Genomic DNA, 25727 nt, shown 5'->3' on the forward strand with positions numbered 1-25727 from the left:
GCATTATAGCGACCTCTTCGACCTTGGCAAGGGCTTTTTGAATTTCTTTTTCCGAGAAAAACTCGTTGAAAATCAATTGCTTATCTTGCCATCTCGCCGCGCTTTGCGTTGCCGCTCAAGCAGCGAGGGCGCGAACTATACGAACCTGGCGGGGGCGGCGCAAGCACTTTTATGACAAAACTGTAAAAAAGCATATTCCGACCCAAGACCGCTTAAATTGCGATCAACTCGCCACTGAAAACAGGTGATATTTCTTCTTGCCCAGGCGAACGATAAAGAAACGCTTGTGCAGGGCTCTATCGGCGGAAAATACCGCCGCCGGATCCCCATTGCTCTCCAGCCCAACACCGGCACCGTTGACCAGTACCGCGTTGCGACCCAGTGCATCCTTTACCGGCTTGCCGGAAGGCGCCATGCCCGCATCGACCAACAGCTGAATCAGGCTCTGCTCACCAAATTCGGCAGGCAGGTCAGAGCTGGGCAAGCCATCCAGCCGCAACTGCTCGAGGTCGCTCGCCGACAGATCATCAATGTTTCCGGAGAACAGGGCTTGCGAGATACGTTCGGCCGCAAGCAGCCCCTCCTCGCCGTGCACCAGTCGCGTCACCTCTTTCGCCAGGATACCCTGACCTTCCGGGCGCCCGGCGCGCTCGCCATCTGCCTTCTCGATTTCATCGATGGCATCCACACTGAGGAAGGTGAAGTAGCGCAGGAACTTGTACACATCGGCGTCGGCGGTATTCAACCAGAACTGATAGAAGGCGTAAGGCGACGTGCGCTGCGGATCCAGCCAGATGGTACCGCCTTCGGTCTTGCCGAATTTGGTGCCATCGGACTTGGTCACCAACGGGAGGGTCAAACCAAACACCTTGCCGCGATGCTGGCGACGGGTCAGGTCTACCCCGCCGGTGATATTGCCCCATTGATCCGAGCCACCAATCTGCAAGGTACAGTTGTGGCGCTTGTACAGTTCCGAGAAGTCCATGGACTGTAAAAGAATGTAGGCAAACTCGGTAAAGGAAATACCCTCACCCTCGCGCTCGATCCGCTGCTTGACGGACTCCTTGTTCACCATATTATTGATGGAGAAGTGCTTGCCTACGTCCCGCAGGAAATCGAGCACATTCAGATCTTTGGTCCAATCGAGATTGTTGGCAACCAGACCGCTGTTTGCGCCGGCGTCAAAATCGACAAAAGCACTAACCTGCGCCTTTATCTTGTCCACCCAGTTGGATACCACGTCCGGGGTGTTGAGGGAGCGCTCCTGGGCCTTGAAGGAAGGGTCGCCAATCAGGCCGGTTGCGCCGCCAACCAGCGCGATTGGCTTATGTCCTGCCGCCTGAAACCTCTTGAGCGTCAGCAGCGGGACTAGACTGCCTATATGCAGGGAATCCGCAGTGGGATCAAAGCCGCAATAGAGTGTGCGACTGCCTTCCGCCAGGTGCTGTTCCAATTCGCCATCACCGGTGGCCTGATTGACCAGCCCACGGCGCGTAAGGTCTTCCAGCAGTGTCGCATCCACTCCGGCCATTGTATCCCCTTGCGGTAAGTTCAGATGTGCTCAAGAAAGCCCGGACAACCTGAGTTGGCGGGCAAAAATTGGGCTGCAAATGTACCGAATCCTGCGGTAAATACAAGCGCGGCCGGGCGCTGGCGCGGAAACCCCGCACATCGACCAGCGCGCTTGAATTTGTCTGCAAGGCAGAGGAACTGAATCATGGACAGTCAGGTCAATTACCCCGTGAACCACGGCGGGAATTTTGTTATAAAGTCGCCCCGGTGTTCGTTTTTTAGGCATCAGCCTCAACAACTGGGCCAGAACTCCATAACAATCACTGTCAGCGCACTCGTTTAGTATCATGCAAGATCACCGCAAAAACCCACGCCTGCTGGGCGCACTGGGCAAACACTTTCCTCGCACCCACGCTCTGGCAGCCGGCGTCGCCAGCTTTGCGTTGGCGCTGACCCTGTTTATCTCCACTCCAGACGTGGAAGCCAAACGCACCGCGCTCGAGGTGTCGCTCAGCCTGCCTGAATCCGCGGTACAGCAGATTCACGAGCAGCCTGAAGCGCCCACGACCGCCGCTGCAGCGCCACCAAGCGTGATGGAAGGCTTGCGCGTCGTGCAGGAAACCGTGCGTAACGGGGATACCCTGTCCGATCTGTTTCAGCGCGCGGGGATCAGCAGCGCCGAGATGTACCAGCTGCTATCCAGCGGCCAGGAAGCAAAGCAGCTCGCCAGACTGGTTCCCGGTGAAGAGCTCACCTTCCAGATCGACGGCGAAGGCAGCCTGCAGAGCCTCGAATTGCACCGCGATCGCCTGAGCAAGGTGGAATTCAGCCGCGACAATTCCAACGAGTACAAATATGCACTCCACCAGCGCGACCCGGAACGCTACACCGCATTCCGCCAGGCGGAGATCACCAACTCCCTGTTTGTGGATGGGAGCAAGGCGGGACTGAGCAACAACCTGATTATGGAGATGGCGGACATCTTCGGTTCGGATATCGACTTCGCTCTGGATATCCGCAAGGGCGACAAGTTCAGCGTTGTGTTTGACGAAGAGTTTCTCGACGGTGAAAAGATCGGCAACGGCGCTATTCAGGCAGTGACCTTCACCAACCAAGGCAAGACCTTCAGCGCGGTACGCTATACCGACAGCAACGGCGACACCAACTACTACACCCCTGACGGCAAGAGCATGCGCAAGGCATTCATCCGTACCCCGGTGGACTTTGCCCGCATCAGCTCCCACTTCAATCCGCGCCGCCTGCACCCGATCCACAAGACCCGCCGCCCACACAACGGTACCGACTACGCCGCGCCGCGCGGTACACCGGTTTACTCAGCCGGTGACGGCCGAGTCATCAAAGCGGGCTACACCAGAGCCAATGGCAATTACGTCTTTATCCAGCACGGCGAGCGCTATATCACACGCTACCTGCACCTGAACAAGCGCAACGTGAAGCGCGGCCAACGGGTCAAGCAGCGCCAGGTGATCGGCACGGTGGGTGCCACCGGCTATGCCACAGGCCCACACCTGCACTACGAGTTCCTGGTGGACGGCCATCACCGCAACCCGGCCACCATCGTGCGCAAGTTGCCCAAAGCGAAAGCCATCCCGCAATCCGAAATGGCCCGCTTCCAGACCCAGACTCAGCCGCTGATGGCGCAGCTAGAGCGCTTCGAGCAACCGGCACTGGCGCAGAACGCCGATGAGAAGGACTCCGTAAACTGAATGACGGACCTCTACATTGGCCTGATGTCGGGCACCAGCGTCGACTGTATCGACGCCGTGCTGGTGGAATTTTCCGAGACTGAGGGCCAGCTGCAGTGCCAGACCCGGGCCGCCCTCGGGCACCCTATCTCACCCTCCATGCGCGAGGCCATCCTCGCGCTGTGCGCACCGGGACCGTCTGAACTGGACCGCGCGGGGCAGCTCGACCGACAACTCGGCCAAGAATTTGCCGCAGCCACCCTGGCCGTGCTGCAGGAAGCGAAGGTCAAACCCTCCGCTGTCACGGCCATCGGCAGCCACGGCCAAACTGTAAGGCACCGCCCGCCGGGCAGTGTTTCTACCGCTTTCTCCGTCCAGCTGGGCGACCCCAACACCATCGCCGCCCTTACCGGCATCACCACTGTGGCAGACTTCCGCCGCCGCGACATGGCGCTTGGCGGCCACGGCGCGCCACTGATGCCCGCTTTCCACAATGCCGTATTCCGCACCGATCGCGACCGGGCTGTGGTCAATATTGGCGGTATGGCGAATATCACCGAACTTGCCGCCGACGGCAGAGTGCGCGGATACGATACCGGGCCGGGCAATGCCCTGCTGGACTACTGGGTGAATCTGCACCGGGGCGAAGCGTACGATGCAGACGGCGCCTGGGCGGCGAGTGGCACACCGCACCCGGAACTGCTCAACCGCCTCCTGTCCGACACTTATTTTTCCGCACCCGCACCCAAGAGCACTGGCCGGGAAGCCTTCAACCCATCCTGGCTGGAGCGCGCCTGCGCGGGGCTGGAAGTGCCCCCCGCCGACATCCAGGCCACGCTTGCCGAAGTCACCGCAGCCTCCATTGCCGACGGTGTGCACGAATTTGCCCGCGGCGGTGAACTGCTGGTGTGCGGTGGTGGAGCGCGCAATCAGGATCTGATGCACCGCCTGCGCCGCCGCCTGCCAACCTGGTCGGTCGCGGCCACGGACGATTACGGGATCAATGCGGATTGGGTAGAGGGGGCAGGGTTTGCCTGGCTGGCGCGGCAGACTATGCTCGGCCTGAATGGCAACTGCCCCGCAGTTACCGGGGCAGAAAAAGAGGCAATACTGGGCGGTATATTTTCCGCCTGATCGGACCTTTCAGCTGAGCAAGCTCAGATAAGGTTCAGATGGAGAAGGAAGAGCCGCAGCCACAGGTTGCAGAAGCGTTCGGGTTTTGCACTACAAAGCGGGAGCCGGACAACCCCTCTTCATAATCCACACTGGCACCCACCAGATACGGGTAGCTCATCGCGTCTACAAGCACTTCGATGCCTTCTTTTGCCACTACGGCATCATCTTCTGCCACCAGCTCATCGAAGGTAAAACCGTACTGGAAGCCTGAACAGCCACCGCCAGTCACGAAGACGCGCAGCTTCAGTTCCGGATTACCTTCCTCCTCCAGCAGGCCTTTGACCTTGGCAACGGCCTTCTCGGTCACCTGAATTGGATCGGGAGAAAAGGAAACAGCTTCAGACATAAATCACTCTCGAAACAGGTTCGCAGCCCGGCCCTCACGCGAGGGGGCTGCCCACTGCCGAATGGCAGCGGTGCGGGCGCATTATGGGTAAAACCCAGCAAACAGGTCAAGTATTGCCCATCAGACCGGGTTTCACCAGTCGCGTTATTCCGCGTCGACAATGGCCTCTTCGGAGTAGCCGAGCATACGCGGCTCGCTGGTGTCATCCACTTCTACGTTGGAGACCAGGGAGCCATTCACCTGGGCACCCTTCACCATTTCGATCAACTTGTAGTGCACATTACCTTCGACGATGGCTTTGGAAGCCAGCTCCAGGTGCCCGCTGGCGTGAACATCACCTTTCACATTGCCGTTGACCACCACGTTGGGCACACGAATCTCACCTTCGACCACACCGCCATCAACAATCTGCAGGCGGGCATCGCTGTCACTGTGGGCGCATACATTTCCGTTTACCCGGCCTTCCACTACCAGGTTGCCGCGAAAGTGCAGATCACCGGTAACTTCGGTATGACGGGCGATCAGAGTCGTGTGATTACCACCAGTGTTAGCCATAGTTTTCTCTTTCTTTTTCAACATAATTCAACCAAAACCTCGTGAATTGCGTGGAGCCTGGTAACTCCACTGAGAGCGCGCCAGCGCGCCCGCTTCAGAAATCAGCTCTGCTGCACCAGCCAGCCGTAACGCTGGTCAATACTGAACCCTTTGCGCTTGCTGGATTTGAGCGACAGTTCGACACCTTCCGGTACAAAGCCTTCCGGCAACTGCAACTCTCCCTCGATATTCTGGAAATACTTGAAGCGCAGCGGAATGGACTCACTGTCCACCTGCGAGGACAGATCCGCCAGCGCATAGCGACGGGCCTCACCATCGACCTGACCGACAATTGTGAAACGCACGGCACCGGTCACCACCTGGTGGCGAGCGGCGGACTGCTGTACCAGCAACTTGTACTGGTAGCGACGCTCTCCGGCCTCGGAAATACTGAAGCGGCCAATGGACACGCCGTCGCTGCCCTCAGAGGGCGCCATGATGCCGCGGTAAAACGATATTTCCTGACGCAATTCGGCAATCTGGTTCTCTTTCGCAACCAGCTCTCCGCGCACCGACTCGCTGGCCTGCTCGCCGATAGCCACAGACTGCTCTGCGGTGGCCGCCCTTACCCGCAGGTTTTCGATCTCGGTGCGCAGGCGATCCACTTCGTCCTGCGACCGGATATGCGCGCGGGTCTTTTCGTCCAGGCTTTTACTCAGCTGATACTGCCCGGCAAAGAAGGCCCCCGCACTGGTGGACAACACCAGCATGGTCACCCCCAGCACAGAGAATACGCCGTGGATGGGCCTGTGGGGCACCACCTTCATGCGATACTGTTTACTGCCTTTAACTTTACGCGCCATGAGTTGTAAATATCGTTATCTGAATAGTATTTTCGCGGTGTCGCGTATTTTCTTGTTCTGCTACAGCCTTCGATTCTAAGGCAGCAATGCCGGGCTCTCCAGCCCCTGGTTCTCATTTAAGCCAAACATGATGTTCAGGTTCTGCACCGCCTGCGCGGACGCCCCCTTGGCCAGGTTATCGATGACCGAAAGGACAACAACGGTATCCCTGTTTTGAGGCCGTAAAACCGCGATTCGGCACATATTGGTACCACGCACACTGCGGGTCTGCGGGTGGCTGCCGGCGGGCATGACATCTACGAACGGCTCGGACGCATAGCGCTGCTCAAACAGTAACTGCAGCGCCTCCTGAGTCGCCTCAGCCGCAGCCGGGTCTTTCAGCCTGGCGTACAGGGTAGCGTGGATACCGCGCACCATCGGCAGCAGGTGAGGCACAAAGGTCATATCCACCTTACCATCGGCGGCCTGAGCAAGGCCCTGCTCGATTTCCGGCAGGTGCCTGTGACCGGCGGCCGCGTAGGCGCGGAAACTGTCGTTGTTCTCCGCAAACAGCAGATCGGTCTTGCCCTGGCGACCGGCACCGCTGGCACCACTGGCAGCGTTGGCGATCAGACCACTCGGCTCCACCAGCCCAGCCTCCAGCAGCGGAATAAAACCCAGCTGAATGGCTGTGGGATAGCAGCCGGGACAGGCGATCAACTGCGCGCTGCCAATCTGCGCTCGGTTCACTTCCGGAAGCCCGTACACCGCCTGCGCAGCCAGCTCCGGGCAGGCGTGTTCCTGCCCGTACCACTGCTCCCAGGTGGGGATATCCTGCAGGCGGAAATCCGCCGATAGATCGATCACACGCACACCGCGCGACACCAGCTGGGGCACCTGGGCCTGGGCAACGCCGTGCGGGGTGGCGAAAAACACCACATCACACTGGGCGAGTTCGTCTACATCCGGCGCGCTGAACTTCAGGTCGTAGTGACCGCGAAGGCTGGGGAAGAGTTCCGCGACGGGCGTGCCGGCTTCCGCTCGCGACGTGATTGCGCGCACTTCCACCTGTGAATGGCCAGACAACAGGCGCAGCAATTCCACGCCCGTATAACCCGTCCCACCTACAATTGCCGCTTTGATGACGCTCACGTTCACTCCTCGATGATCCAAATCCTTCGCGGGGCCGCCACCGCTGCCTGATGGCGGGTGATCGCCCCTGTATACTGAGCCGAGCACTTTACCATAAGCCATCGAACTTAAAGGACTAACCGTGCGGCCTCGCCAGCAGCCAGATCCCGAAACTTTACTCTCCGCCCTGCCTAGCCAGCGCCAGTCAGGTTTGCTCGAGCGGGCCCGGGTGAAGCTCTCAGCACAGCAGGCACTGGCCCTGCTGGTATTCCTTGCGCTGGTGATCGGCGTATGCGCCGGACTGGTCGTGATCAGTTTCCGCCAGCTGAGCGAGGGGCCGGCGATCTTTTATTTGCCGCAACTGGAAGATTTTGAATCGCTGTCCGCGGCGTGGCGCTTCGGCCTACCGGTGGCCGGTGCGCTGGTACTGGGCCTGCTGTTTCACTGGGTGGCCCCCTCGGGACGGCCGACCGGTGTGGTGCATGTACTGGACCGGCTGCACAACCACCAGGGCCGCATGCCCATCAAGAACGCGGTATTGCAGTTCTTTGGCGGCGCACTGGCACTGCTCAGCGGCCAGTCCATCGGCCGCGAGGGCCCGTCGGTGCACCTGGGGGCAGCCAGTGGCAGCTGGGTAGCGCAGCGGCTGCGACTGCCAGACAACTCCGCGCGCACCCTGCTCGCCTGCGGCGTGGCGGCGGCCATCGCCGCTTCGTTCAATACGCCCCTGGCGGGAGTGATCTTCGCCATGGAAGTGGTGATGCTGGAATATACGGTCGCCGGCTTCCTGCCGGTGATGATTGCCGCGGTTAGCGGCAGCGCCGCTACCCGCCTGGCGTTTGGCCACCAGGCTGCATTCAGCGTACCAGCCTCGCAATTGCAATCCCTGGCAGAGCTACCCATTCTGTTTGTGGCGGCACTGATCATCGGCGCACTGGCCTCTCTGTTTATTTTCAGCCAACGCCACCTGGTCCCACTGCAACAGAAACATTCGCCAATACCGAGATTCCTTGTGGCGGGAACCGCGACCGGCATACTGGCATTGTGGGTGCCGGAAATTCTCGGTACGGGCTATGACACCCTGGAGCTGGCCATGCTCGGACAGCTCGGTATCGCCGCGCTCTTCGCGATTGTACTGGCCAAGCTTGCGGCCACGGCACTGGCGACAGGGCTGGGCATTCCCGGCGGCGTTATCGGCCCGAGCCTGATCCTGGGCGCCTGCGTGGGCGGAGCCGCGGGACACCTGGCGAACCTGTGGCTGGGAGCAGCCACCGCCAGTCCGGGCCTGTATGCCATGGTGGGGATGGCGGCGATGATGGCCGCACTGCTCAACGCGCCCCTGGCCGCTCTACTGACGATTCTCGAACTCACCTACAACCCGAATGTCCTGTTCCCCGGCATGATGACGATTGTGGTCGCCTGCCTGGTCAGCCGGCAGTTATTCGGCAGTGAGGGTATCTATCAGGAATCGCTCAAGGCGCTCGGAAAAAGCGGCACCCCCAGCTGGCGCGCGCAGATGCTGAGCCGGGTAGGCGTCGCCAGCGTGATGGAGCGAGCAGTGGCGACAACGCCGCGCCTGCTGGAAAGAGCGCAGGCGGAGCGCCTGATTGAACAACAACCGGCGTGGCTACTGATCGGCGGCGACGAGGCCCCACAGGCGCTGCGTACCGCAGACCTGGCCAATTTTCTTCAGCGCCCGGTGAAAGAGCCCGAACATGAGCGCGAAGAAGACAGACAGAAAGAGGCGGAAAAAATTGATCTGCTGCGCCTACCCGGTGAGCGACTGCAACTGGCACCACTAAGCTGGCGCGCCACATTACTGGAAGCCCAGCAACAGCTGGAAAGCCAGGGTGCCGGCGCGCTGTATATCGGGCGGGATTACGATCACGGCAGTACCGGTGTACTGGATACCGATGTGGCGGGTATCATCCTGCCGCAGCATATCGAACACTATTATCGCCAGTAGCGCTGATCAGCGGCAAAGCGAAGGTAGTAAAACAATAACGGAACAAACCGGAATGCGTTCCGGATTAAGGAGCAACGATGCTTTGGATCCAGGCTTTTCATATAGTATCCATGGTGTGCTGGTTTGCCGCACTCTTCTACCTGCCGCGCCTGTTCGTGTACCACGTGGATGCCACCGACGCGCTCAGCAAAGACCGCTTTCAAATTATGGAGCGCCGCTTGTATCGGGGGATCGCCACACCTTCTATGATCGCCACGATCGTGTTCGGCATCTGGCTGACCACCTTCAACCCGGAATACTACAAGTCCGCGGCCTGGCTCCACGCCAAACTGACGCTGGTGGTCCTGTTGATCGGCTACCACCACATCTGCGGTAGCTACGTGAAGAAATTCGCCGCCGGGACCATGACCAAAAGCGGGCGCTATTTCCGCATTTTCAACGAGCTGCCGGTGCTGGCACTGCTGGCCATCGTCATTCTCGCAGTGGTGAAGCCCTTTTAACCGACGCATCCGCGGTAACAGGGGCGCGCGAGGCTACCCGGCCACGCCGCCCCGGTGTATGACGAGACTAGAATTAGGAAACCTGCGAGGAGTTCCCAAACGCTCATGGATACACGCCAGCCCATCGTTCTAACCGTAACCCACCACGACCCCAGTGGCAGTGCCGGCATCGCTGCGGATACGGAAACTGCCGCCAGCCTCGGCTGCCACTGTGCCTCCGTGGTATCCGCCATTACCGTGGGCGATACCAGCGACCTGGCGGGTGTGGCGCCGGTAGACGAAAACCTGCTGGTAGAGCAGGCCCGCGCCGTGCTCGAAGATATGCCGGTGGCCGCCATCAAGATCGGCTATCTGGGCTCGGTGGAAAATGTGCACGCCCTGCACAGCGTGTTGCGGGACTACCCGGATATCCCGCTGATCATCGACCCGGACGCCACCCTCGCCGACAAAGAAAGCGTCCTGGCGCCTCCGCTCTGGCGCGCCATGTGCGACCTGATATTGCCACTGGCAACCCTGGTGGCACCGAACAGACGCGAAGCCCGCGCCATGGCCGGTGAAGCCGACGTGCACGACGCCCAGGCCCAGGAACTCCTGGAAAGTGGCTGCCGCTATCTGCTGCTGACCGGTGTGCCCGCTGGCGACCAGCAACTGGAAAATCGCTTGTACGACGTGCGCGGACTGGTGCGCGAATTTCGCTGGCAGCGCTTGCCTCCAGCCAGCTACGGTGCATGCGGCACCCTCACCACGGCCATCGCCTGCCATATCGCCCACGGGCTGACCATGCTGGAAGCGGTCAATCGCAGCCAGCAGTTCACCTGGAGCGCCATTGCCGGCAGCCGCCGCCTGGGGATGGGGCGACCGGTACCCAACCGCCTGTTCTGGACCTGCAAGGACTAGCCCCCCTTTTGCCGGGTGGATAAGCGCCAGCGTATCCGCCGAATTCCCCGTAACCAACGATGACCGATGGTGGATGCGCTGCGCTTATCTACCCTGGGGGCTTGTTCACCGTTTGCGACTGCCGCCCGCGGCGCGGATAATACGCGCAATTTCCAATCCCGAACCTCCCTTCACCACTCCAAATCCGGTGTCCGAATCTCTATGAGCAAATCCGAATCCCTCTTTGCCGAAGCCCAGAAAGTCATCCCAGGCGGCGTCAACTCGCCGGTGCGCGCCTTCCGCGCGGTGGGCGGCACCCCGGTATTTATCGAGCGCGCCGAGGGCGCCTACCTGTTTGATGCGGACGAAAAACGCTACATCGATTACGTACAGTCCTGGGGGCCGATGGTGCTGGGCCACGCCCATCCGGACGTGATCGACGCGGTAATCGAACAGGCCCAATCCGGCCTGAGCTTCGGCGCGCCCACGGAACTGGAAACCGAACTGGCGGAAGAACTTTGCCGGGTATGGCCAAACATGGATCTGGTGCGCTTCGTCAACTCCGGCACCGAAGCGACCATGAGCGCCATTCGCCTGGCCCGCGGCTACACCGGCCGCGACAAGATCGTGAAATTCGAAGGCTGCTACCACGGCCACTCCGACTCCCTGCTGGTCAAGGCGGGCTCCGGCGCGCTCACCATGGGTGTGCCGTCCTCCCCCGGCGTCCCCGCTGCACTCGCCGACCACACCATCACCCTTACCTACAACGATATCGAGGGTGTGAAAAAATGCTTCGCCGAAATCGGCGACCAGATTGCCTGCATCATCGTCGAGCCGGTGGCGGGCAATATGAACTGCATTCCACCGCTGCCAGGGTTCCTGGAAACCCTGCGCGAGGTGTGTGACCAATCCGGCGCTGTGCTGATTCTGGATGAGGTAATGACCGGCTTCCGCGTCAGCCTCACCGGCGCCCAGGGCCACTACGGAATCGAGGCCGACATCACCACCCTCGGCAAGGTGATCGGCGGCGGTATGCCGGTGGGCGCCTTCGGCGGCAAACGCGAGATCATGGAGCAGATCGCCCCGCTGGGCCCTGTCTATCAGGCCGGCACCTTGTCCGGTAACCCCATGGCGATGGTGGCGGGACTCGAAACCCTGCAGCTGATTCAGGAAGAGGGCCTCTACGACACACTGACCGCAAAAACCGACCGTCTGGTGGAAGGTGTTCTTGGCGCGGCAAAAGAAGCCGGCATTCCGCTCACCGCCAACAAGGTGGGCAGTATGTTCGGATTCTTCTTTACCGATGCGGAGCAGGTGAGCAATTACCAACAGGTCATGGCCTGCGACACCGAGCGCTTCAACCGTTTCTTCCACGGCATGCTGGAAGAAGGTGTGTATCTGGCGCCCGCTTCTTATGAGGCTGGCTTTATGTCCGCCGCCCACAGCGACGCAGACATTGATGCCACCATTCAAGCGGCGAAAAATGTTTTCGCCAAACTAAAGTAAGCGGGGCGCCCATGACTTTTTCTTCACATCGCGGCCCCTACCCGCACAGCCGCCCGCGCCGCCTGCGCGCGAACGAATTCTCGCGCCGCCTGGTACGAGAAAATCGCCTGAGCACTGATGACCTGATCCTGCCGCTGTTTGTGATCGAGGGGCGCAGCGAAACCCAGCAGATCGCCTCCATGCCGGGCGTTGAGCGATTGACCGTGGACCTGCTCACCGCCAAAGCGAAGAAGCTGATCAAACTGGGCATTCCTGCGGTAGCGCTGTTCCCGGTGGTCGATCCTTCGGCCAAGTCCGACGACGCACGCGCTGCCTACGACAAGGACGGCCTCGCGCAACGCGCGGTGCGCGCGCTGAAAGATGCCGCGCCGGAACTGGGTGTGATCACCGACGTGGCTCTGGACCCGTTCACCAGCCACGGCCAGGACGGACTGATGAACGACGCCGGTTACATCGTCAACGACGATACGGTGGAGGTGCTGGTGCAGCAGGCGCTGTCTCACGCGGAAGCCGGTGCCGATGTCGTGGCGCCCTCGGACATGATGGACGGGCGCATTGGTGCGGTGCGCCGCGCGCTCGAGCGGGATGGCCATGTGAATACCCAGATCATGTCCTACGCCGCGAAATATGCTTCCAGCTACTACGGTCCGTTTCGCGATGCAGTCGGTTCTGCCGGCAACCTGAAGGGCGCGAACAAGTTCAGCTATCAGATGGACCCCGCCAACGGCGACGAGGCCCTGCACGAGTGTGCACTGGACCTGGCGGAAGGGGCGGACATGATCATGGTGAAGCCGGGCATGCCGTATCTGGACGTGGTGCGACGGGTAAAGGACGAACTGAAGGTGCCCACCTTCGCTTACCAGGTGAGTGGTGAATACGCCATGCACTGCGCCGCATTCGAGAATGGCTGGCTGGCGCGCGAGGCGGTGATTCTGGAATCCCTGCTGGGCTTCAAGCGCGCCGGCGCCGATGGTGTACTGACTTACTTTGCCGAAGAAGCCGCAAAGCTTCTACAACGCTGACCACCCGTCGGACCAGGCCGGCTCGCGATTGCAGGCCTGCTCTGATCAGGTCAGATCATCCCCATTGCCGAACACTTGGTGATCAACTGCCCGGCGTTTCGGCAACCCGCTTTACGCAGCAGGTTTTTACGGTGGTTTTTGACCGTGTGCACCGAGATGTTCAGGTGCTTGGCAATCTCGACACTGGTGGCGCCCCCGGCAACCAGAGACAACACCTGACGCTCCCGCGCAGTGAACAGTGCTCCCGCCAGTTGCGCCGCTTCGTGGGCTCTCGGCATCAGTGTGGTCACCGATGCAGGCATCCGGCTGCTCTCCCCAACACTGCTCGCCTCTTGCTTGCCCGCTTGTGGCGCCTTCGCCGGCAACTCGGCGCCCCGCTGACCGGCAATCAACACGCCCAAACCCGATCCCAACATAGCCTCCCTCCAGTTCATTGCCGATGCCAAAACAGCATGGCGATGAAATCTACCGGGAAGACGTAACAGGCGTCTTTGAAAGCTTTTGAATTGTTTTGAAACGCCCGGCTGGCGGGGCTTTCACCGATTCAAACGGAGCAAAGTGACGGGAGAAAACGAAAGGAAAAAAACGTCGAAAAGATTGCTTACTGGTCCGTAGCAGCGGGTAGCGGTTCAGCCAGCGGCCGCTCAAACAGCGGAAGCAACATCCCGTAGAGCTCATCGGAGGTGACGGCAACACCATTGCCCCCGCGCCGCTTGACCAGCGCCCGCTGGGACTCGGAAGGCATGATGGTATACAGGAAGTAAGGGGTCTGATCCCGCCGTGCGCGCAGCTGCTCCATCAATTTGAAACCTGCCAGCGGCTCACTGCCGCGCCCCATATCCGAGATCACCGCATCGTAGCGGTACATCGACAGGAGCGTCAGGGCATCTTCTGTATTGGTGGCGATATAGACGGCGATGCGCAGGGATTCAAAGTGACTGCGCTCGCTGAGATTGTTTCCCGGGTGGTCATCAACCCACAGGATGCGCCCACGCACATCCGCGGCTTCGCCGATCACCAGCGGTGCGCCGTTATCCGGGATACGGCGGGCGGTTACCAGGTAAACCACCAGCGCGGTTATCAGAACCAGCAGGCCCATTCCCAGCCACAATCGCCGATAGATCGGCGCTGGGGCAACGGGAGCCGGAGCCGCGGACTTCCCCGCGGGCGGCAAAGCCGGTTCAGGCAAAACAACTTCCGAGCGTCCCCCTGCAGGTTGCCCCATTTCAGGCTCTGGAGTTCCCGCTAGCAGCTGCTCAGCCAGCTCCGGGGACAGGCGGTAGCCGCGTCCGTGCAGCGTCTGGATCACCGGGCCCTCGTAGCCCAGCTCGCGAAATAACTTGCGGGTATCGGATACCAGCCGCCCCAGGGACCATTGCGAAACCACGGTACTCGGCCACAGCTGTGCCAGCAGGGCGTCGTGCTCACAGCAGTCGGGGTAACATTGGATCAGGAGCGATATCAGCTGCAGCTGTCGCGCATCGGCGTCGACGGGTTTGTCGTCGACCGTGAGGTAAAGTTGCTCCGAGTCCAGAACAAACTTGTCAAAACGGTACTGCATTGGTCAGATGTCTGGAAAAGAGGAAGCGTGTTCAGCGGTGGATTATGAACGATCGTCTGATCGTATGGCCAGCCCGCTGTAACCGCTCGGGAACCCCGGACGACTGCTACGGCCACTGATCCGGTTGCTGCTCAGCACCTTCTGGCGGCCAGGGCTGCGCCTCTTCCACGGGCGCACCGCGACCTGGCTGGTTTCGCTGCTGCTCTTCCTGTCGCAACCGCTCTTCCAGGGCCCTACGCTCCTCCTGGGCTCTGCGCTCTTCCTCCAGATAGCGCTGCTCCTGCAGCCGGCCCGATTCCTCGAGGCGGCGCAGGCGCTCGCTCTCAGTCTGCGGGATCTGGCCGCGGTCAACCTCCGGCTGCTCCTGCGGTACCCCGGGCTGCTCGCGCTGCAACTGGTCGCGCAGTTGCTGCTCCCGCTGCCGTTGTTGATTCTGTTGCTGTTCCCTGCGCTGCTGTTCCGGGTCGATCCCCCAGCCCGGGGTCATGTCCTCCCGCGGCGCGACGTCGGTGTCCTCTTCATCCCGATCAAACCAGTTGCGGAACCAGCCGCGACGCTGGCAGCGGGGATCGGTTTCCAGCCGGCTTTCCACCGACACTGGAATCTCGCGGCCACCCTCGCAATTGCGCGGGTCCATATACTGACCCTGCGCATTCAGCGGTTTCCACTCCACCCCACGCGGCGCTTTTATACGCCCGTGGCGGTGAGGCAGTTTGCGCATGATATCCGTCCACACCTGCAGTGCGCCGGTGGCGCCAGTGAGGCTGGTGCGCTCGTTGTCATCCCGCCCGAGCCATACCACCGCTGTCACACCGGGGCTGAAACCGGCAAACCAGCTGTCGCGATAATTGTTGGTGGTACCAGTCTTACCGGCGAAGGGCACGCTGTTGGGCAGACGTCGATAGGCGCTTTTACCGGTGCCCTCGCGCATGACCTGCTCCAGACCATAGCGCAACAGATACACTGGAACCTCATCCACACCGCGGTTGGATTTGGGCCGGAAGCGCTGCACCTGCGCGCCGTCCGCATCGGACACCGCGAGCAAGGTACGCGGCTCCACATGCTCACCGCCATTGGCCATGGTCTGGTACATGCCGGCCACCTCGAACGGGGTCAGTTCCACCGCACCCAGAAACAGCGACGGCACCCGCGGCAGGCCCGCCTGCACGCCCAAACGCCGGATGGTCTGGCGGACATTTTCAATCCCCAGGTCCAGCCCCAGGCGCGCGGTGGCCTGATTGTAGGAACGGGACAGGGCCACATACAGCGGCACCAGGCCGTGGCTGCGATTGCTGAAATTGGCCGGCATCCACACCTGACCATCTTCGGTCTCCTCGCGGATGGGGGCGTCGTCGATCAGAGTACCCAGGTTGTATTCGTGGGCCCGCTCCAGTGCGGTCAGGTAGACCGCCGGCTTGATCAGCGAACCCACCTGGCGACGAGCTTCCAGCGCGCGGTTGAAGCCGGGATAGTGCGGGCGGCGGTCTCCCACCATCGCGAGGACGTTACCGCTGTGATTCTCCAACACCACCGTGGCCCCCTGCAGGGAGTCCTCCTGGATACCGCGGTCTTTTTCCAGTTTGCTGGCGCCGTTACTTACCGCATCCTCGGCCAGCTGTTGTACCGATGGGGCCAGGGTGGTGTAGACCCGCAAACCGGCGGTGCGCAATTCCTCCACGGAGTAGTAAGGGCGCAACTCTTCCAGTAGCCGTTCGGTAAACGCCGGATAGGGGTTCTGCGCAGCAGCACCGGCGGCGGCTACTTCCAGTGGTTTTTTACGCAGACGGTCGTGCTGCTCCTTGTCGATGAGATCCTGCTCGAACATCACATCCAGCACTGTATTGCGCCGCTCCAGCGCCCGCTCCGGATTGCGCCAGGGGTTGTAAAAAGAAGCACCCTTGGCGAGGCCCACCAGAAGTGCGATCTGATGCGGCTCCAGCTGATTGAGGGGTTTCTGGAAATAGAACTCCGACGCCAACCCGAAACCGTATATGGCCCGGCTGCCCTGCTGCCCAAGCCACACCTCATTGATGTACTCCTGCAGGATATAGGCCTTGTCGTAGTGGACCTCCATGAGGATCGCCATCAACGCTTCATTGAATTTGCGCCACAGGCTCGGCTTGTGGTCGAAGAAAATATTCTTCACCAACTGCTGGGTAATCGTGGAGCCACCCTGAACCACACCGCCGGCCTTGAAGTTGGCCACCATGGCGCGGGCAATCCCCCGGGGGGACACCCCGAAATGATCTACAAAATCCTGGTCTTCCACTGCAATCAGGGTGGCGCCGAGCAGCGGGGGTATATCTTCGATACGCACCGGTGTGCGGTCATCCCCGCCGCCAAGTAGCGTGCCGATAGGGGCGGCGTCCAGACGGAATTCTTTCAGTTGCTCACCGCTCTCACTGCGCAAATTACTCAGCTCGTCGTTGCGCAGACGGAATTGCACCTTGGTGGCCGGCTCCCGTTTATCCGCGTGGATAAAGTCGCGCCGCCATACCAGATATTCCATCCCCTCCTGCTGCCACTGGCCCGGCTCCTCGATCGCCGGCACTTTCTTGTAATTGAGCGCGGCAAACTCGGATGCCAATTCATCCGGGCGCATCACCATACCTTCTTTCAATATCAGCGGGCGCGCATACACCCTGGCCGGCAACTGATACTGACGGCTGTCCAGACGTTCGCGCAGCTGCACGTCCAGCCATACCATATAACCCGCCAGGACCAACACTCCGAGCAGGGCCAGCAGGCTGAGACGCTTGAGCCAGCGGCGCAGACGGCCCGAGCCGCCTTTTCCATTTGCACTTTTCGCTTTAGTACGGCGCTTGTTTGATGCCATAAACGTTCAGATAAACTCGTTTCTTACATTGAATGAGGGACACACCAGAGGCATTTATAGCCGGCATTTATAAGGTCACTTCTGCACAAGTCAAACCCGACCAGTCACAGAATTCCAGTAGAGGCGTCGCTTACCCCGCGCCGGCGTCCACTTGCACTTGATCCAGCGCCGGCCATAATGCGCCCAGCGCCCGCTACTCGGGCATGTTGATCCAACCACCATTCAGCAACGGACCCCCTATGCACCAGTACGACCTCTACGGCATCGGCGCCGCTCTACTCGACACGGAAATCGAAGTCACCGACAGCGACCTGCAAAACCTGGGCGTCGGCAAAGGGGTCATGACACTGGTCGACGACGCGCGACAGCAGCAACTGGTCAGCGAGCTGAAAAACCACCTGGTCACCGCCAGTCACGCCTGCGGCGGCTCCGGCGCCAACACCGTCATCGCCGCCAGCTACTTTGGCCTGGACACTTTCTATTCCTGCAAAGTCGCCAATGACAGCAACGGCGACTTCTACCGCGAAAACCTCACCGCCGCCGGCGTCGGCTACCCCAAAGCCCTGCACAGTGCCGAACGCGGCACCACCGGCAAATGCCTGGTGCTGATCACCCCGGACGCCGAGCGCAGTATGAACACTTACCTCGGCATCAGCGCCGAGCTGTCGGTCAATGAACTCGATCGCGATGCCCTCAGCCAGTCCCGCTGGGCCTACATCGAAGGCTACCTGGTCTCCTCCCCCACCGGCCGCGCCGCCGCCATCGAGCTGCGCAAACAGGCTGAAGCCGCCGAGGTAAAAACCGCCCTGAGCCTATCCGACCCCATGATGGTGCAACTGTTCCACGACGGCCTCAAAGAAATGATCGGCGACAACGGCGTCGACCTGCTGTTCTGCAACCGCGAAGAAGCCCTGAAATTCTGTGCCACTGACTCCCTCGAAGAGGTCGCACAAATTTTGCGCCAACACTGCCGCGCCTTCGCCATCACCCTCGGTGCCGACGGCGCACTGCTGTGGGACGGTGAGCGGGAATACCGCGTAGCTTCCCCGAAAGTAAAAGCCATCGACACCAACGGTGCCGGCGACATGTTCGCAGGCGCCTTCCTGTACGGTATCAACCGGGACATGGGATTCCCTGAAGCGGGCCAATTGGCGTGCCGCGCGGCCGCGCAGGTGGTGAGTCAGTATGGACCGAGATTGGGTGCGGAGCAGCACAGGGAATTACTCGAGCAGGAAGCGAGCGCATAGTCCGAGCGGAGCGCGCTACAAAGCTCATTGGCAAAAGCGAAGGGAAAGTGCTGGGGATCGGTTTTCGCAAGCGTCGGCGACAGGGACGTCGCCGGGCCGGAAACAGGCAATGAAAGCCAGTGAGCGAAATTAGTTGACTGAAGTCGGCCGAGGCCCACTGATTTCAGGTAAACAGGCCGCGGCGGCAATGCCGAAGCCCTGGGCGTAATCCACCCCCATCAGACGCAGTTTTTCCAGCAGTTCCGGCGTCTCCGCAAACTCCGCAATGGTGCTGATCCCCATACGCTTCGCCAGGTGATCCACCGTACTCACCATCGCACTGTCGATCTCATCTTCCAGCATATTGCGCACAAACGAGCCGTCGATCTTCAGGTAATCCACCGGCAACTGGCGCAGATACGCCAGCGACGAAGCACCGCGGCCAAAATCATCCAGCGCAAAACTGCACCCCGCCGCACGCAACTTGTGGATAAACACCAGCGCCCGATCCAGATTGTTGATTGCGCTGGTCTCGGTAATCTCGAACTGCACCCGCGACGGCGCCACACCCGCCTCCGTCAACTCGCGCAACACAAAATCCGCGAACAACTCATCCCCGAGGCTGATCCCGGAAATATTGATCGCATAATGGAAGCCGCCTGAACCGCTGCTCTGCTCCAGCGCCATGTAGCGGAAAATATTGCGGATCACCCAGCGATCCACCTCATCGATCATCCCGTAACGCTCCGCCGCTGGCAGGAACAACCCCGGAGAAATCACATCCCCATCGCGCCCCTGCATGCGCACCAGAACTTCATAATGATGTACGCGATTCTGATCTTGCAGTGCCACTACCGGCTGCCGGTACAGTAGCAAACGATCCTCGCGAATGGCCGCGTGAATCTCTGCCAGCCAGGTACTCTCGCGGCGCTTCTCCAGCGCCTTGCGCGAGTCCCCGAAGAATTTCACCCGATTGCGCCCCTGATCCCGCGCCGCACCGCAGGCATCGTGGGAGGATGCCAGCAACTGGCTCGCCGGTGGTGCATGGCAGTCCACGCTGACCGCGCCGATGGAAAGTGCCGGGCGGGTTTCACTGTCTTCCCAGTGGAACACAAAATCGTTCACCGCCTCCCGCAAACGGGTGACGATGCGCTTGGCCTCCTCCAGGGTGCAGTCTTTCAGCAGCAGCGCAAATTCATCACTGCCCACCCGACCAAGCAGGTCGCCATTGCCCAGGCAGCGGGTAAGAATCTTCGCCAGGGCAATCAACAGGGCATCGCCGGCGCTGTAGCCAAGAGTGTCGTTCACCACCTTGAATTGGTACACATCGAGGTACAGCAGGATATGGTGCTGGCGCGAGCCGGTGTCGGTATTCAGCAGTTGCTGCAGAGCGTGTTCAAAGGTCTGGCGGTTGGGAAGGCGAGTGAGGGCATCGTGACTACTTTGCCAGCTGAGACGGGAGGAAATCCGGCGGGCGTCGGTGGTGTGGCGCAACACCAGAACGTAACCATCCAGTGCCGAATCATTCTTGAGCGCATTGATCTGCACGCTGACTTCGAGCAGCTCCCCCTCTTCCCGGCGGATATTGGCCTGCAACTCGCGCCGGCCGGGGATATCTTCCTCGCCGTCACCACTGGCCAGGTTCAGATCCAACGGCTGCCCTTCGTCGTCGAAAAGCGGCAGGCTTTCGGCCAGCACCTGCCCGGGCAGCAATCCGACGAGATTGCCGCACAGCTCACTCACTAGGGGATTGCTGTAGCAGACCCGCCCGTGACGGTCGGTCACAATCACACCATCGGCCACTTCACCCAGCGCCAGCTCCGCCGCCGCCAGGTTCAATTGCCCATCAGGGACGGTGCCAGAACCGGAATCCTCCAGCTGACCGTGATAAGCGGCATTTTGGGGTGTGAACTCAGTCAATGGAATTCCAAATCAACCGGGGCTCCCGCCCGGTTTTGCCGATGCAACCCTGCATTGGGGCTGCGGAATAATTAAGCGCAAAGTGCGCTCGCTCTCGATTAGGGAAAATAATACCGACATATTCACCGGCGCGGAAACCTCCTGAGGTGCCCCGGCGGCATTTGTGATCGGTATCACACGCCACCGGCGACGTCACTCCGTCAGTACCATTTACAGGTGCTGACGCAGGAAGGACTTCAGCTTTTCGTCCTCAAATGCCCGCTGCAGGGTCGCACTGAGCAGGCGATTTACTGTGCTCTCCACCTCTTCGGCACTGGGCTTGATCAGGTTGCGATCGTTGCCACTGGTGCTGTAGTTGCCGTAGAAGGTCGCGCCTTTGACGGTAACCTGCAACTGGATCGAGGCGCCGGAGTTGACTTTGGTGGTGTAAATTTTGCTGGGGCTGTCGTAGCTGAGGTCAGTCAGGTTCGCGACCACCTGCACATCGCCACCGGTTTCCACACTGCGGAAAGACCAGGATTCGAGCCCCTGATACAGCGCGCCCGCCATGGAATTTTCAATATCGTTGGCCAGCGTCACGTTGGACGAGTCCGCATAGATCCCTCCCAGGGACCCCAGGCCGCCGCCAGGCAATTGGTTAACGCCGCGCGCGTGCACCGTATACCCCGCGCCAATATTGTCCGGCGCTACAGTGACCTGCGGCTTGACTGCCACCTGTACCGGGCTGTGCGCACAGGCGGCCAGCATGAACGCAAACCCCGTTACCAGCAAAGTGGCAAAACCTTTCATACATTCCCTCCAGTATTTATTCGACTGAGTCTGTTTTATCGCGTGATGCACACACAGAGTGTTGCGACCGCCATTTGTTCAATTCCCGGTTAAACCCGGCACTCAACCATGATCGTGATGGCCATGGTGATGACCGGCATCATGGTTTGAGTTTTCTTTTTGCCGTTCGCGACTGTACACGGGCAATTGCATTTCGCGCACGGAACCGTCGGCAAATACCAGGCGCAGCGGCAGGGAGTCCCCGGCCTTCAGGGCCACACCGTGTACCATCAGATGGGTGGCGCCTGGGCGCATTTCAATACTGCCGCGAGCGGGAAGCGCAATTTTTTTCAATGCGCGCATCTGACTTACGCCGTCCAGCTGACGGGTAGTGTGCATTTCAACCTTACCCTCAGGATGGGAGGGCAGCTCCACTCGCGCCAGTATCCGCGCATCGTCCGACAGGTTTCTCAGGGCCACATAAGCAGCCCCCATGGGCACCCCCGGAGGCATTTCCAGCGCATAGCCGTCGGCCTCCAGGTCTGCCGGGTTCACATGTACTTGCGCAGCCGCAGCAGCCACCAAAGGCGCAGCCAGTAGCAGGGCCAACAGATAATGGCTGAAATCTGACAATAATTTTTTCATCATTCTCTCCCACATACTGTGCCGCCTAACACCCCGTATTTTCACGTTTCCGCTGCGGCTTCGTTCGACTCCGGTATTCGCCCGGGGTTCAAGGGCTCTTTTGTAACAGCAATCGCGGAGGATTGCCGAGTTTTATATCACCCCGCACCCGATAACCGGGTACCGCCTGGCGCAGCTGGCTATATACCCAGCGCCCCTCGGCATCGGTGCGCGCCACAATCACCACGCGCAGCTGGTGTTCGCGTATACGCTGGGCGATCGACCCCAGCATCTGCATCATGGCCTCCGAGCGCGCGCTCAGTTCGCGTTCCGGCAGCGCCACCGTCTGCGCACCGGGGCCGTCCAGGGTGGCATCCTGGCGCGCTCGCTGCTGCTCTCTTCGCAACTGATCCCTGACCTCTTTGGAGAGCGGGTTACCCGGAGATATTTCATCGGCGGTATTGAGCAGGCTGCTGGCCTGTCCAAAGGAACGCTGGCGCAGGGCATCCCGTGCGCGGCTCACCAGATCCATCACCAGAATCTGGATACCGGCGGTGGCCTGACTGTTGCCCGGATCCAACTGCTGCACCTGCAGATAGAAGTCATAGGCGCTGGCGCCGGCGGGCATGGTGATAAACCCTTCCCGCTGGGCCCGCTCCGCGCGGGCGAGAAAATGCTGCACCGCGCGCTGACGGATCTCTTCCGGGCTCGGACCACTCGGCTGCGGCGGCGCCACCGCCTGGGGCACCTCCGGTGGTGGTGACGGCGTTGCACAACCTCCCGAGAGCACGACAAGTGACACCAACAACACTCGCCTGTCCCAACCCACAAGTCTGTCCCAATTCACAATTCTGATAGCCGCCTCCAATCTACCACCCACTCATTACGAGCTGTTGTTTTTTTGTACCGCGGGCACCGCTATACTCGGCCACCCCGGTATACTGGATCCAATCGCTCACCGCGAGGGATGACCAGCAAGCGCCCCCAGGGAACGGGAGCCAGCAACACCAGTCCAAACCAGCCCGACTATAAAGAATTTTATTGCCCATGACTGCGAAGATCTCCGGCTTGCGAACCAAAGCAGCGTCACAATTCTCAACCGGCACCCTGCTGAGCGCCACCCTGCTGCTGCTACTGACCCTGCTCACTGCGCCGGCGATGGCGCGCGATGGCTTGGCTGCCGCGCAGCCCTCCTCACCGTTTGATGCGCTCAGTAGCGGTCAGGATGATTTTCTGCCCGTGGACCAGGCCTACCAGCTGGACGTCCTGTTCACTGACAACAGCGCCAACGTGCTGTTCCAGATCGCTCCCGAGTATTACCTGTACCGCGACAAACTGGCGCTCTACCGGGTAGACGGCGACGACAAGTCGGCATTGCCGCTGAACCTGGAGAAAGGCGAAGTCATCTGGGACGATTACTTCGAAAAGGAAACCGAGGTGTACCGCTGGCAACTGGAGGTTCCGGTTGAACTTGCCGGTAGCGGCAAGACCTACCTCCAGGTGCACTACCAGGGCTGCGCCGACGCGGGCCTCTGTTACCCGCCGCAGGTGCGCAACTTCGAACTGGACCCGACGGCAAAAACCGCTGCACCCATCGACGGCAACCCGCCCGCGGGCGGTACCGGCCCACTGGCTGCGCAGGGCTCCTCCCTGCCTACTACCCCGTTACCCACCACCAATAGCGGCATGAGCAGCCTGCTGCTGGCCATGGCGCTGGCCTTCGGCGGCGGCCTGCTTCTGAACCTGATGCCCTGTGTATTTCCGGTCCTGTCGATCAAAGCGCTGGCGATCACCCATGCCGGCGACCGCCAGCACCTGCACGGCTGGGCTTATACCGCGGGCGTGGTGGGTACTTTTGTACTGATCGCCGCGATCATGCTGGCCCTGCGCACCGCTGGCGAGGCAGTGGGCTGGGGCTTCCAGCTACAGTCACCCGCGGTCGTTGCGGCACTGGTTTACCTGTTCTTCGCCATGGGCCTCAGCCTGTCCGGGGTAACCGAATTCGGTGGGCGCCTGATGGGCCTGGGCGCCCAGAGCACACAGAACAGCGGCCTCGGCGGCTCTTTCAGCACCGGCGCACTGGCCACCGTAGTGGCCAGCCCCTGTACTGCACCCATGATGGGCTCGGCACTGGGTTTTGCCGTCACCCAATCGGCTCCGGTGGCACTGGCGGTCTTTGGTGCCCTCGGTGCCGGTATGGCCGCCCCCTTCCTTCTACTGACGTATGTACCGGCCCTGGCCCAGCGCCTGCCGCGCCCGGGGCCCTGGATGGAAACCCTGAAACAGCTGCTGGCCTTCCCCATGTACCTGACTGCGGTGTGGCTGTTGTGGGTGCTCGGCCGCCAGACCGGTAGCGACGGCGTCGCACTGGTATTGGCCGGCGCAGTCGCCATCGCCTTTGCCCTCTGGCTGTGGCCAGGATCTGCTGCCGACGGCAAGCGCAAGTGGCTGCGCAATGGCACGGCCATCGCCGCAGTCGTCGGCGCCGTTTGGGTATTACCGAACCTGCACAGCGCCGGTGGGCAGGCCACCCAGGCAGGGAAAAGTGACTACTGGCAAACCTACTCCCCAGAAGCACTGGAAACCGCCCGCAGTGCAGGGCGCCCGGTACTGATCAATATGACGGCCGCCTGGTGTATTACCTGTCTCGCCAATGAAAAAGTCGTGCTCTCCAGCGATGTCGTCAGCGCCGCCGTAGGCGACCTCGGCATTACCGCGCTCAAGGGCGACTGGACCAATCAGGACCCGCAGATCACCGACCTGCTGGCGCGCTACGGTCGCACCAGCGTCCCCCTCTATCTGCTGTTTCCCGCCGATGGTGGTGAGCCCCAGATCCTGCCGCAGATTCTCACCCGCGACGGACTGCTCAGCGCCATGCGCGGTGCCGCCGGCGCGGAAGCCCTTGTCGATTCCGACATGCCCAATCCCTGACGCCCCCTGGCCAGACCCCAGATCCGCCCCACCATGCCTTTGTGGCCATTCAAATAGGTGAATAGGCCACCCACCGTAAAACTTTGCAGCAAATAGGCGGTGAATTTCGGCGAACTGCGCACAACGTCTCTATTTCCAGCTTTGGGGCATGGACAGGGGGTCACTTTTGCGGCAAACTCCGGTCCAGTTTCGGCAAACCCGCTGATTGACGTTGTTTACCGGCAAGTTCCATGACTTTTTCCGGATTTTAGTCACAATTTCGTGCGCCCCTCCCAATGAAAGAGCGAGGCATAGAGCGAGGCACAGAATGGCTAGATTGCTTTTGCTACATGGCCCCAATCTGAACCTGCTGGGCACCCGCGAGCCGCAAATATATGGCTCCACCACCCTCGCCCAGATCAATGAAGCCGCCCGCACCCAGTGCGAAGCTGCCGGCTGCGAATTCGATTGCCTGCAAAGCAACAGCGAGGCCGAACTGGTGGAGCGAATCCATCAGGCCTACGCCGACCAGGCGGACTTCATCGTCATCAACCCCGCCGCCTTTACCCACACCAGTGTGGCCCTGCGCGATGCGCTGGCCGGCGTGGCGATCCCCTTCATCGAAGTGCACCTCTCCAACCCCCACGCCCGCGAAACCTTCCGACACCACTCTTATCTGTCGGATCTGGCGCTGGGTGTTGTATGCGGGTTCGGAGCAGATAGCTACACTTTGGCACTAGAAGGGGCCCTGAAGCGGCTTTAACA

General features: G+C 60.8%; 22 protein-coding genes. 10 read left to right on the plus strand and 12 right to left on the minus strand.

All coding sequences use genetic code 11. From position 1 onward, the window contains the following. Window positions 1-223: 223 nt before the first annotated feature. Window positions 224-1531, minus strand: coding sequence for a tyrosine--tRNA ligase (tyrS, locus tag Q1A74_RS13405; protein WP_299597024.1), 1308 nt, complete (start codon window positions 1529-1531; stop codon window positions 224-226). A gap of 328 nt (window positions 1532-1859) precedes the next feature. Here tyrS and Q1A74_RS13410 point away from each other — a divergent pair, with 328 nt between their 5' ends. Together Q1A74_RS13410 and Q1A74_RS13415 are read left to right on the plus strand one after the other, a co-directional pair. Further along, window positions 1860-3239 carry a peptidoglycan DD-metalloendopeptidase family protein gene (locus Q1A74_RS13410; RefSeq protein ID WP_299597027.1) on the plus strand — a complete coding sequence of 460 codons (1380 nt, stop codon included), beginning with the start codon at window positions 1860-1862 and terminating at the stop codon, window positions 3237-3239. Further along, window positions 3240-4352, plus strand: a complete 1113-nt coding sequence (locus tag Q1A74_RS13415) for an anhydro-N-acetylmuramic acid kinase (protein WP_299597030.1) — start codon at window positions 3240-3242, stop codon at window positions 4350-4352. A gap of 34 nt (window positions 4353-4386) precedes the next feature. On the opposite strand, the gene erpA is transcribed toward Q1A74_RS13415, so the two are convergent. From erpA to argC, 4 genes are all read right to left on the minus strand, one after another. Beyond that, window positions 4387-4740, minus strand: a complete 354-nt coding sequence (gene erpA / locus Q1A74_RS13420) for an iron-sulfur cluster insertion protein ErpA (protein ID WP_299597033.1) — start codon at window positions 4738-4740, stop codon at window positions 4387-4389. 144 nt (window positions 4741-4884) lie between these two features. Beyond that, a complete protein-coding gene (locus Q1A74_RS13425; RefSeq protein WP_299597036.1) occupies window positions 4885-5295 on the minus strand; it encodes a polymer-forming cytoskeletal protein in 411 nt (136 codons plus the stop codon). A gap of 101 nt (window positions 5296-5396) precedes the next feature. Beyond that, on the minus strand, window positions 5397-6137 hold the full coding sequence (locus Q1A74_RS13430; protein WP_299597038.1) for a DUF6776 family protein: 741 nt from the start codon (window positions 6135-6137) through the stop codon (window positions 5397-5399). Between the two features lie 75 nt (window positions 6138-6212). Then, complete coding sequence (gene argC, locus Q1A74_RS13435) at window positions 6213-7268, minus strand: N-acetyl-gamma-glutamyl-phosphate reductase (protein ID WP_299597041.1); 1056 nt, start codon at window positions 7266-7268, stop codon at window positions 6213-6215. A 208-nt stretch (window positions 7269-7476) separates the two neighbouring features. Here argC and Q1A74_RS13440 point away from each other — a divergent pair, with 208 nt between their 5' ends. The 5 genes from Q1A74_RS13440 to hemB all read left to right on the plus strand — a co-directional run bounded on the left by Q1A74_RS13440 (window position 7477) and on the right by hemB (window position 13117). After that, complete coding sequence (locus Q1A74_RS13440; protein ID WP_299597043.1) at window positions 7477-9213, plus strand: chloride channel protein; 1737 nt, start codon at window positions 7477-7479, stop codon at window positions 9211-9213. 77 nt (window positions 9214-9290) lie between these two features. Then, on the plus strand, window positions 9291-9713 hold the full coding sequence (gene hemJ, locus Q1A74_RS13445; protein WP_299597046.1) for a protoporphyrinogen oxidase HemJ: 423 nt from the start codon (window positions 9291-9293) through the stop codon (window positions 9711-9713). Between the two features lie 105 nt (window positions 9714-9818). After that, window positions 9819-10610 (plus strand): hydroxymethylpyrimidine/phosphomethylpyrimidine kinase, encoded by a 792-nt coding sequence (locus Q1A74_RS13450; protein ID WP_299597049.1) that lies wholly within the window; start codon window positions 9819-9821, stop codon window positions 10608-10610. A gap of 201 nt (window positions 10611-10811) precedes the next feature. Continuing rightward, window positions 10812-12095, plus strand: coding sequence for a glutamate-1-semialdehyde 2,1-aminomutase (gene hemL / locus Q1A74_RS13455; RefSeq protein WP_299597052.1), 1284 nt, complete (start codon window positions 10812-10814; stop codon window positions 12093-12095). Between the two features lie 11 nt (window positions 12096-12106). After that, entirely contained in the window at window positions 12107-13117 is a 1011-nt protein-coding gene (gene hemB / locus Q1A74_RS13460) for a porphobilinogen synthase (protein ID WP_299597055.1), read from the plus strand. Between the two features lie 50 nt (window positions 13118-13167). On the opposite strand, the gene Q1A74_RS13465 is transcribed toward hemB, so the two are convergent. The 3 genes from Q1A74_RS13465 to mrcB form a co-directional block, all read right to left on the minus strand. Continuing rightward, complete coding sequence (locus Q1A74_RS13465) at window positions 13168-13533, minus strand: response regulator transcription factor (protein WP_299597058.1); 366 nt, start codon at window positions 13531-13533, stop codon at window positions 13168-13170. A 185-nt stretch (window positions 13534-13718) separates the two neighbouring features. Further along, entirely contained in the window at window positions 13719-14678 is a 960-nt protein-coding gene (locus tag Q1A74_RS13470; protein ID WP_299597061.1) for a response regulator, read from the minus strand. Between the two features lie 106 nt (window positions 14679-14784). After that, entirely contained in the window at window positions 14785-17514 is a 2730-nt protein-coding gene (gene mrcB / locus Q1A74_RS13475; protein ID WP_299597064.1) for a penicillin-binding protein 1B, read from the minus strand. A gap of 239 nt (window positions 17515-17753) precedes the next feature. Between mrcB and Q1A74_RS13480 the strand changes: the two genes are divergently transcribed. Continuing rightward, window positions 17754-18761, plus strand: coding sequence for an adenosine kinase (locus Q1A74_RS13480; RefSeq protein ID WP_299597066.1), 1008 nt, complete (start codon window positions 17754-17756; stop codon window positions 18759-18761). 129 nt (window positions 18762-18890) lie between these two features. Here Q1A74_RS13480 and Q1A74_RS13485 read toward each other — a convergent pair whose 3' ends face one another. From Q1A74_RS13485 to Q1A74_RS13500, 4 genes are all read right to left on the minus strand, one after another. Then, entirely contained in the window at window positions 18891-20660 is a 1770-nt protein-coding gene (locus tag Q1A74_RS13485) for an EAL domain-containing protein (protein ID WP_299597069.1), read from the minus strand. Between the two features lie 210 nt (window positions 20661-20870). Then, on the minus strand, window positions 20871-21449 hold the full coding sequence (locus Q1A74_RS13490) for a YajG family lipoprotein (protein WP_299597071.1): 579 nt from the start codon (window positions 21447-21449) through the stop codon (window positions 20871-20873). A gap of 102 nt (window positions 21450-21551) precedes the next feature. Continuing rightward, window positions 21552-22073, minus strand: coding sequence for a copper chaperone PCu(A)C (locus tag Q1A74_RS13495; RefSeq protein WP_299597074.1), 522 nt, complete (start codon window positions 22071-22073; stop codon window positions 21552-21554). Between the two features lie 88 nt (window positions 22074-22161). After that, window positions 22162-22854 (minus strand): N-acetylglucosaminyltransferase, encoded by a 693-nt coding sequence (locus tag Q1A74_RS13500; protein ID WP_299597076.1) that lies wholly within the window; start codon window positions 22852-22854, stop codon window positions 22162-22164. Window positions 22855-23099: 245 nt separating this feature from the next. Here Q1A74_RS13500 and Q1A74_RS13505 point away from each other — a divergent pair, with 245 nt between their 5' ends. Together Q1A74_RS13505 and aroQ are read left to right on the plus strand one after the other, a co-directional pair. Continuing rightward, the gene (locus Q1A74_RS13505; RefSeq protein WP_299597079.1) at window positions 23100-24983 is read left to right on the plus strand and encodes a protein-disulfide reductase DsbD; all 1884 of its coding nucleotides are present in this window, start codon (window positions 23100-23102) and stop codon (window positions 24981-24983) included. A gap of 307 nt (window positions 24984-25290) precedes the next feature. Beyond that, window positions 25291-25725 carry a type II 3-dehydroquinate dehydratase gene (gene aroQ, locus Q1A74_RS13510; protein WP_299597081.1) on the plus strand — a complete coding sequence of 145 codons (435 nt, stop codon included), beginning with the start codon at window positions 25291-25293 and terminating at the stop codon, window positions 25723-25725. The last annotated feature ends 2 nt before the right edge of the window (window positions 25726-25727 follow it).

It is taken from the genome of uncultured Microbulbifer sp. (assembly GCF_947504145.1).
Lineage (GTDB): Bacteria > Pseudomonadota > Gammaproteobacteria > Pseudomonadales > Cellvibrionaceae > Microbulbifer.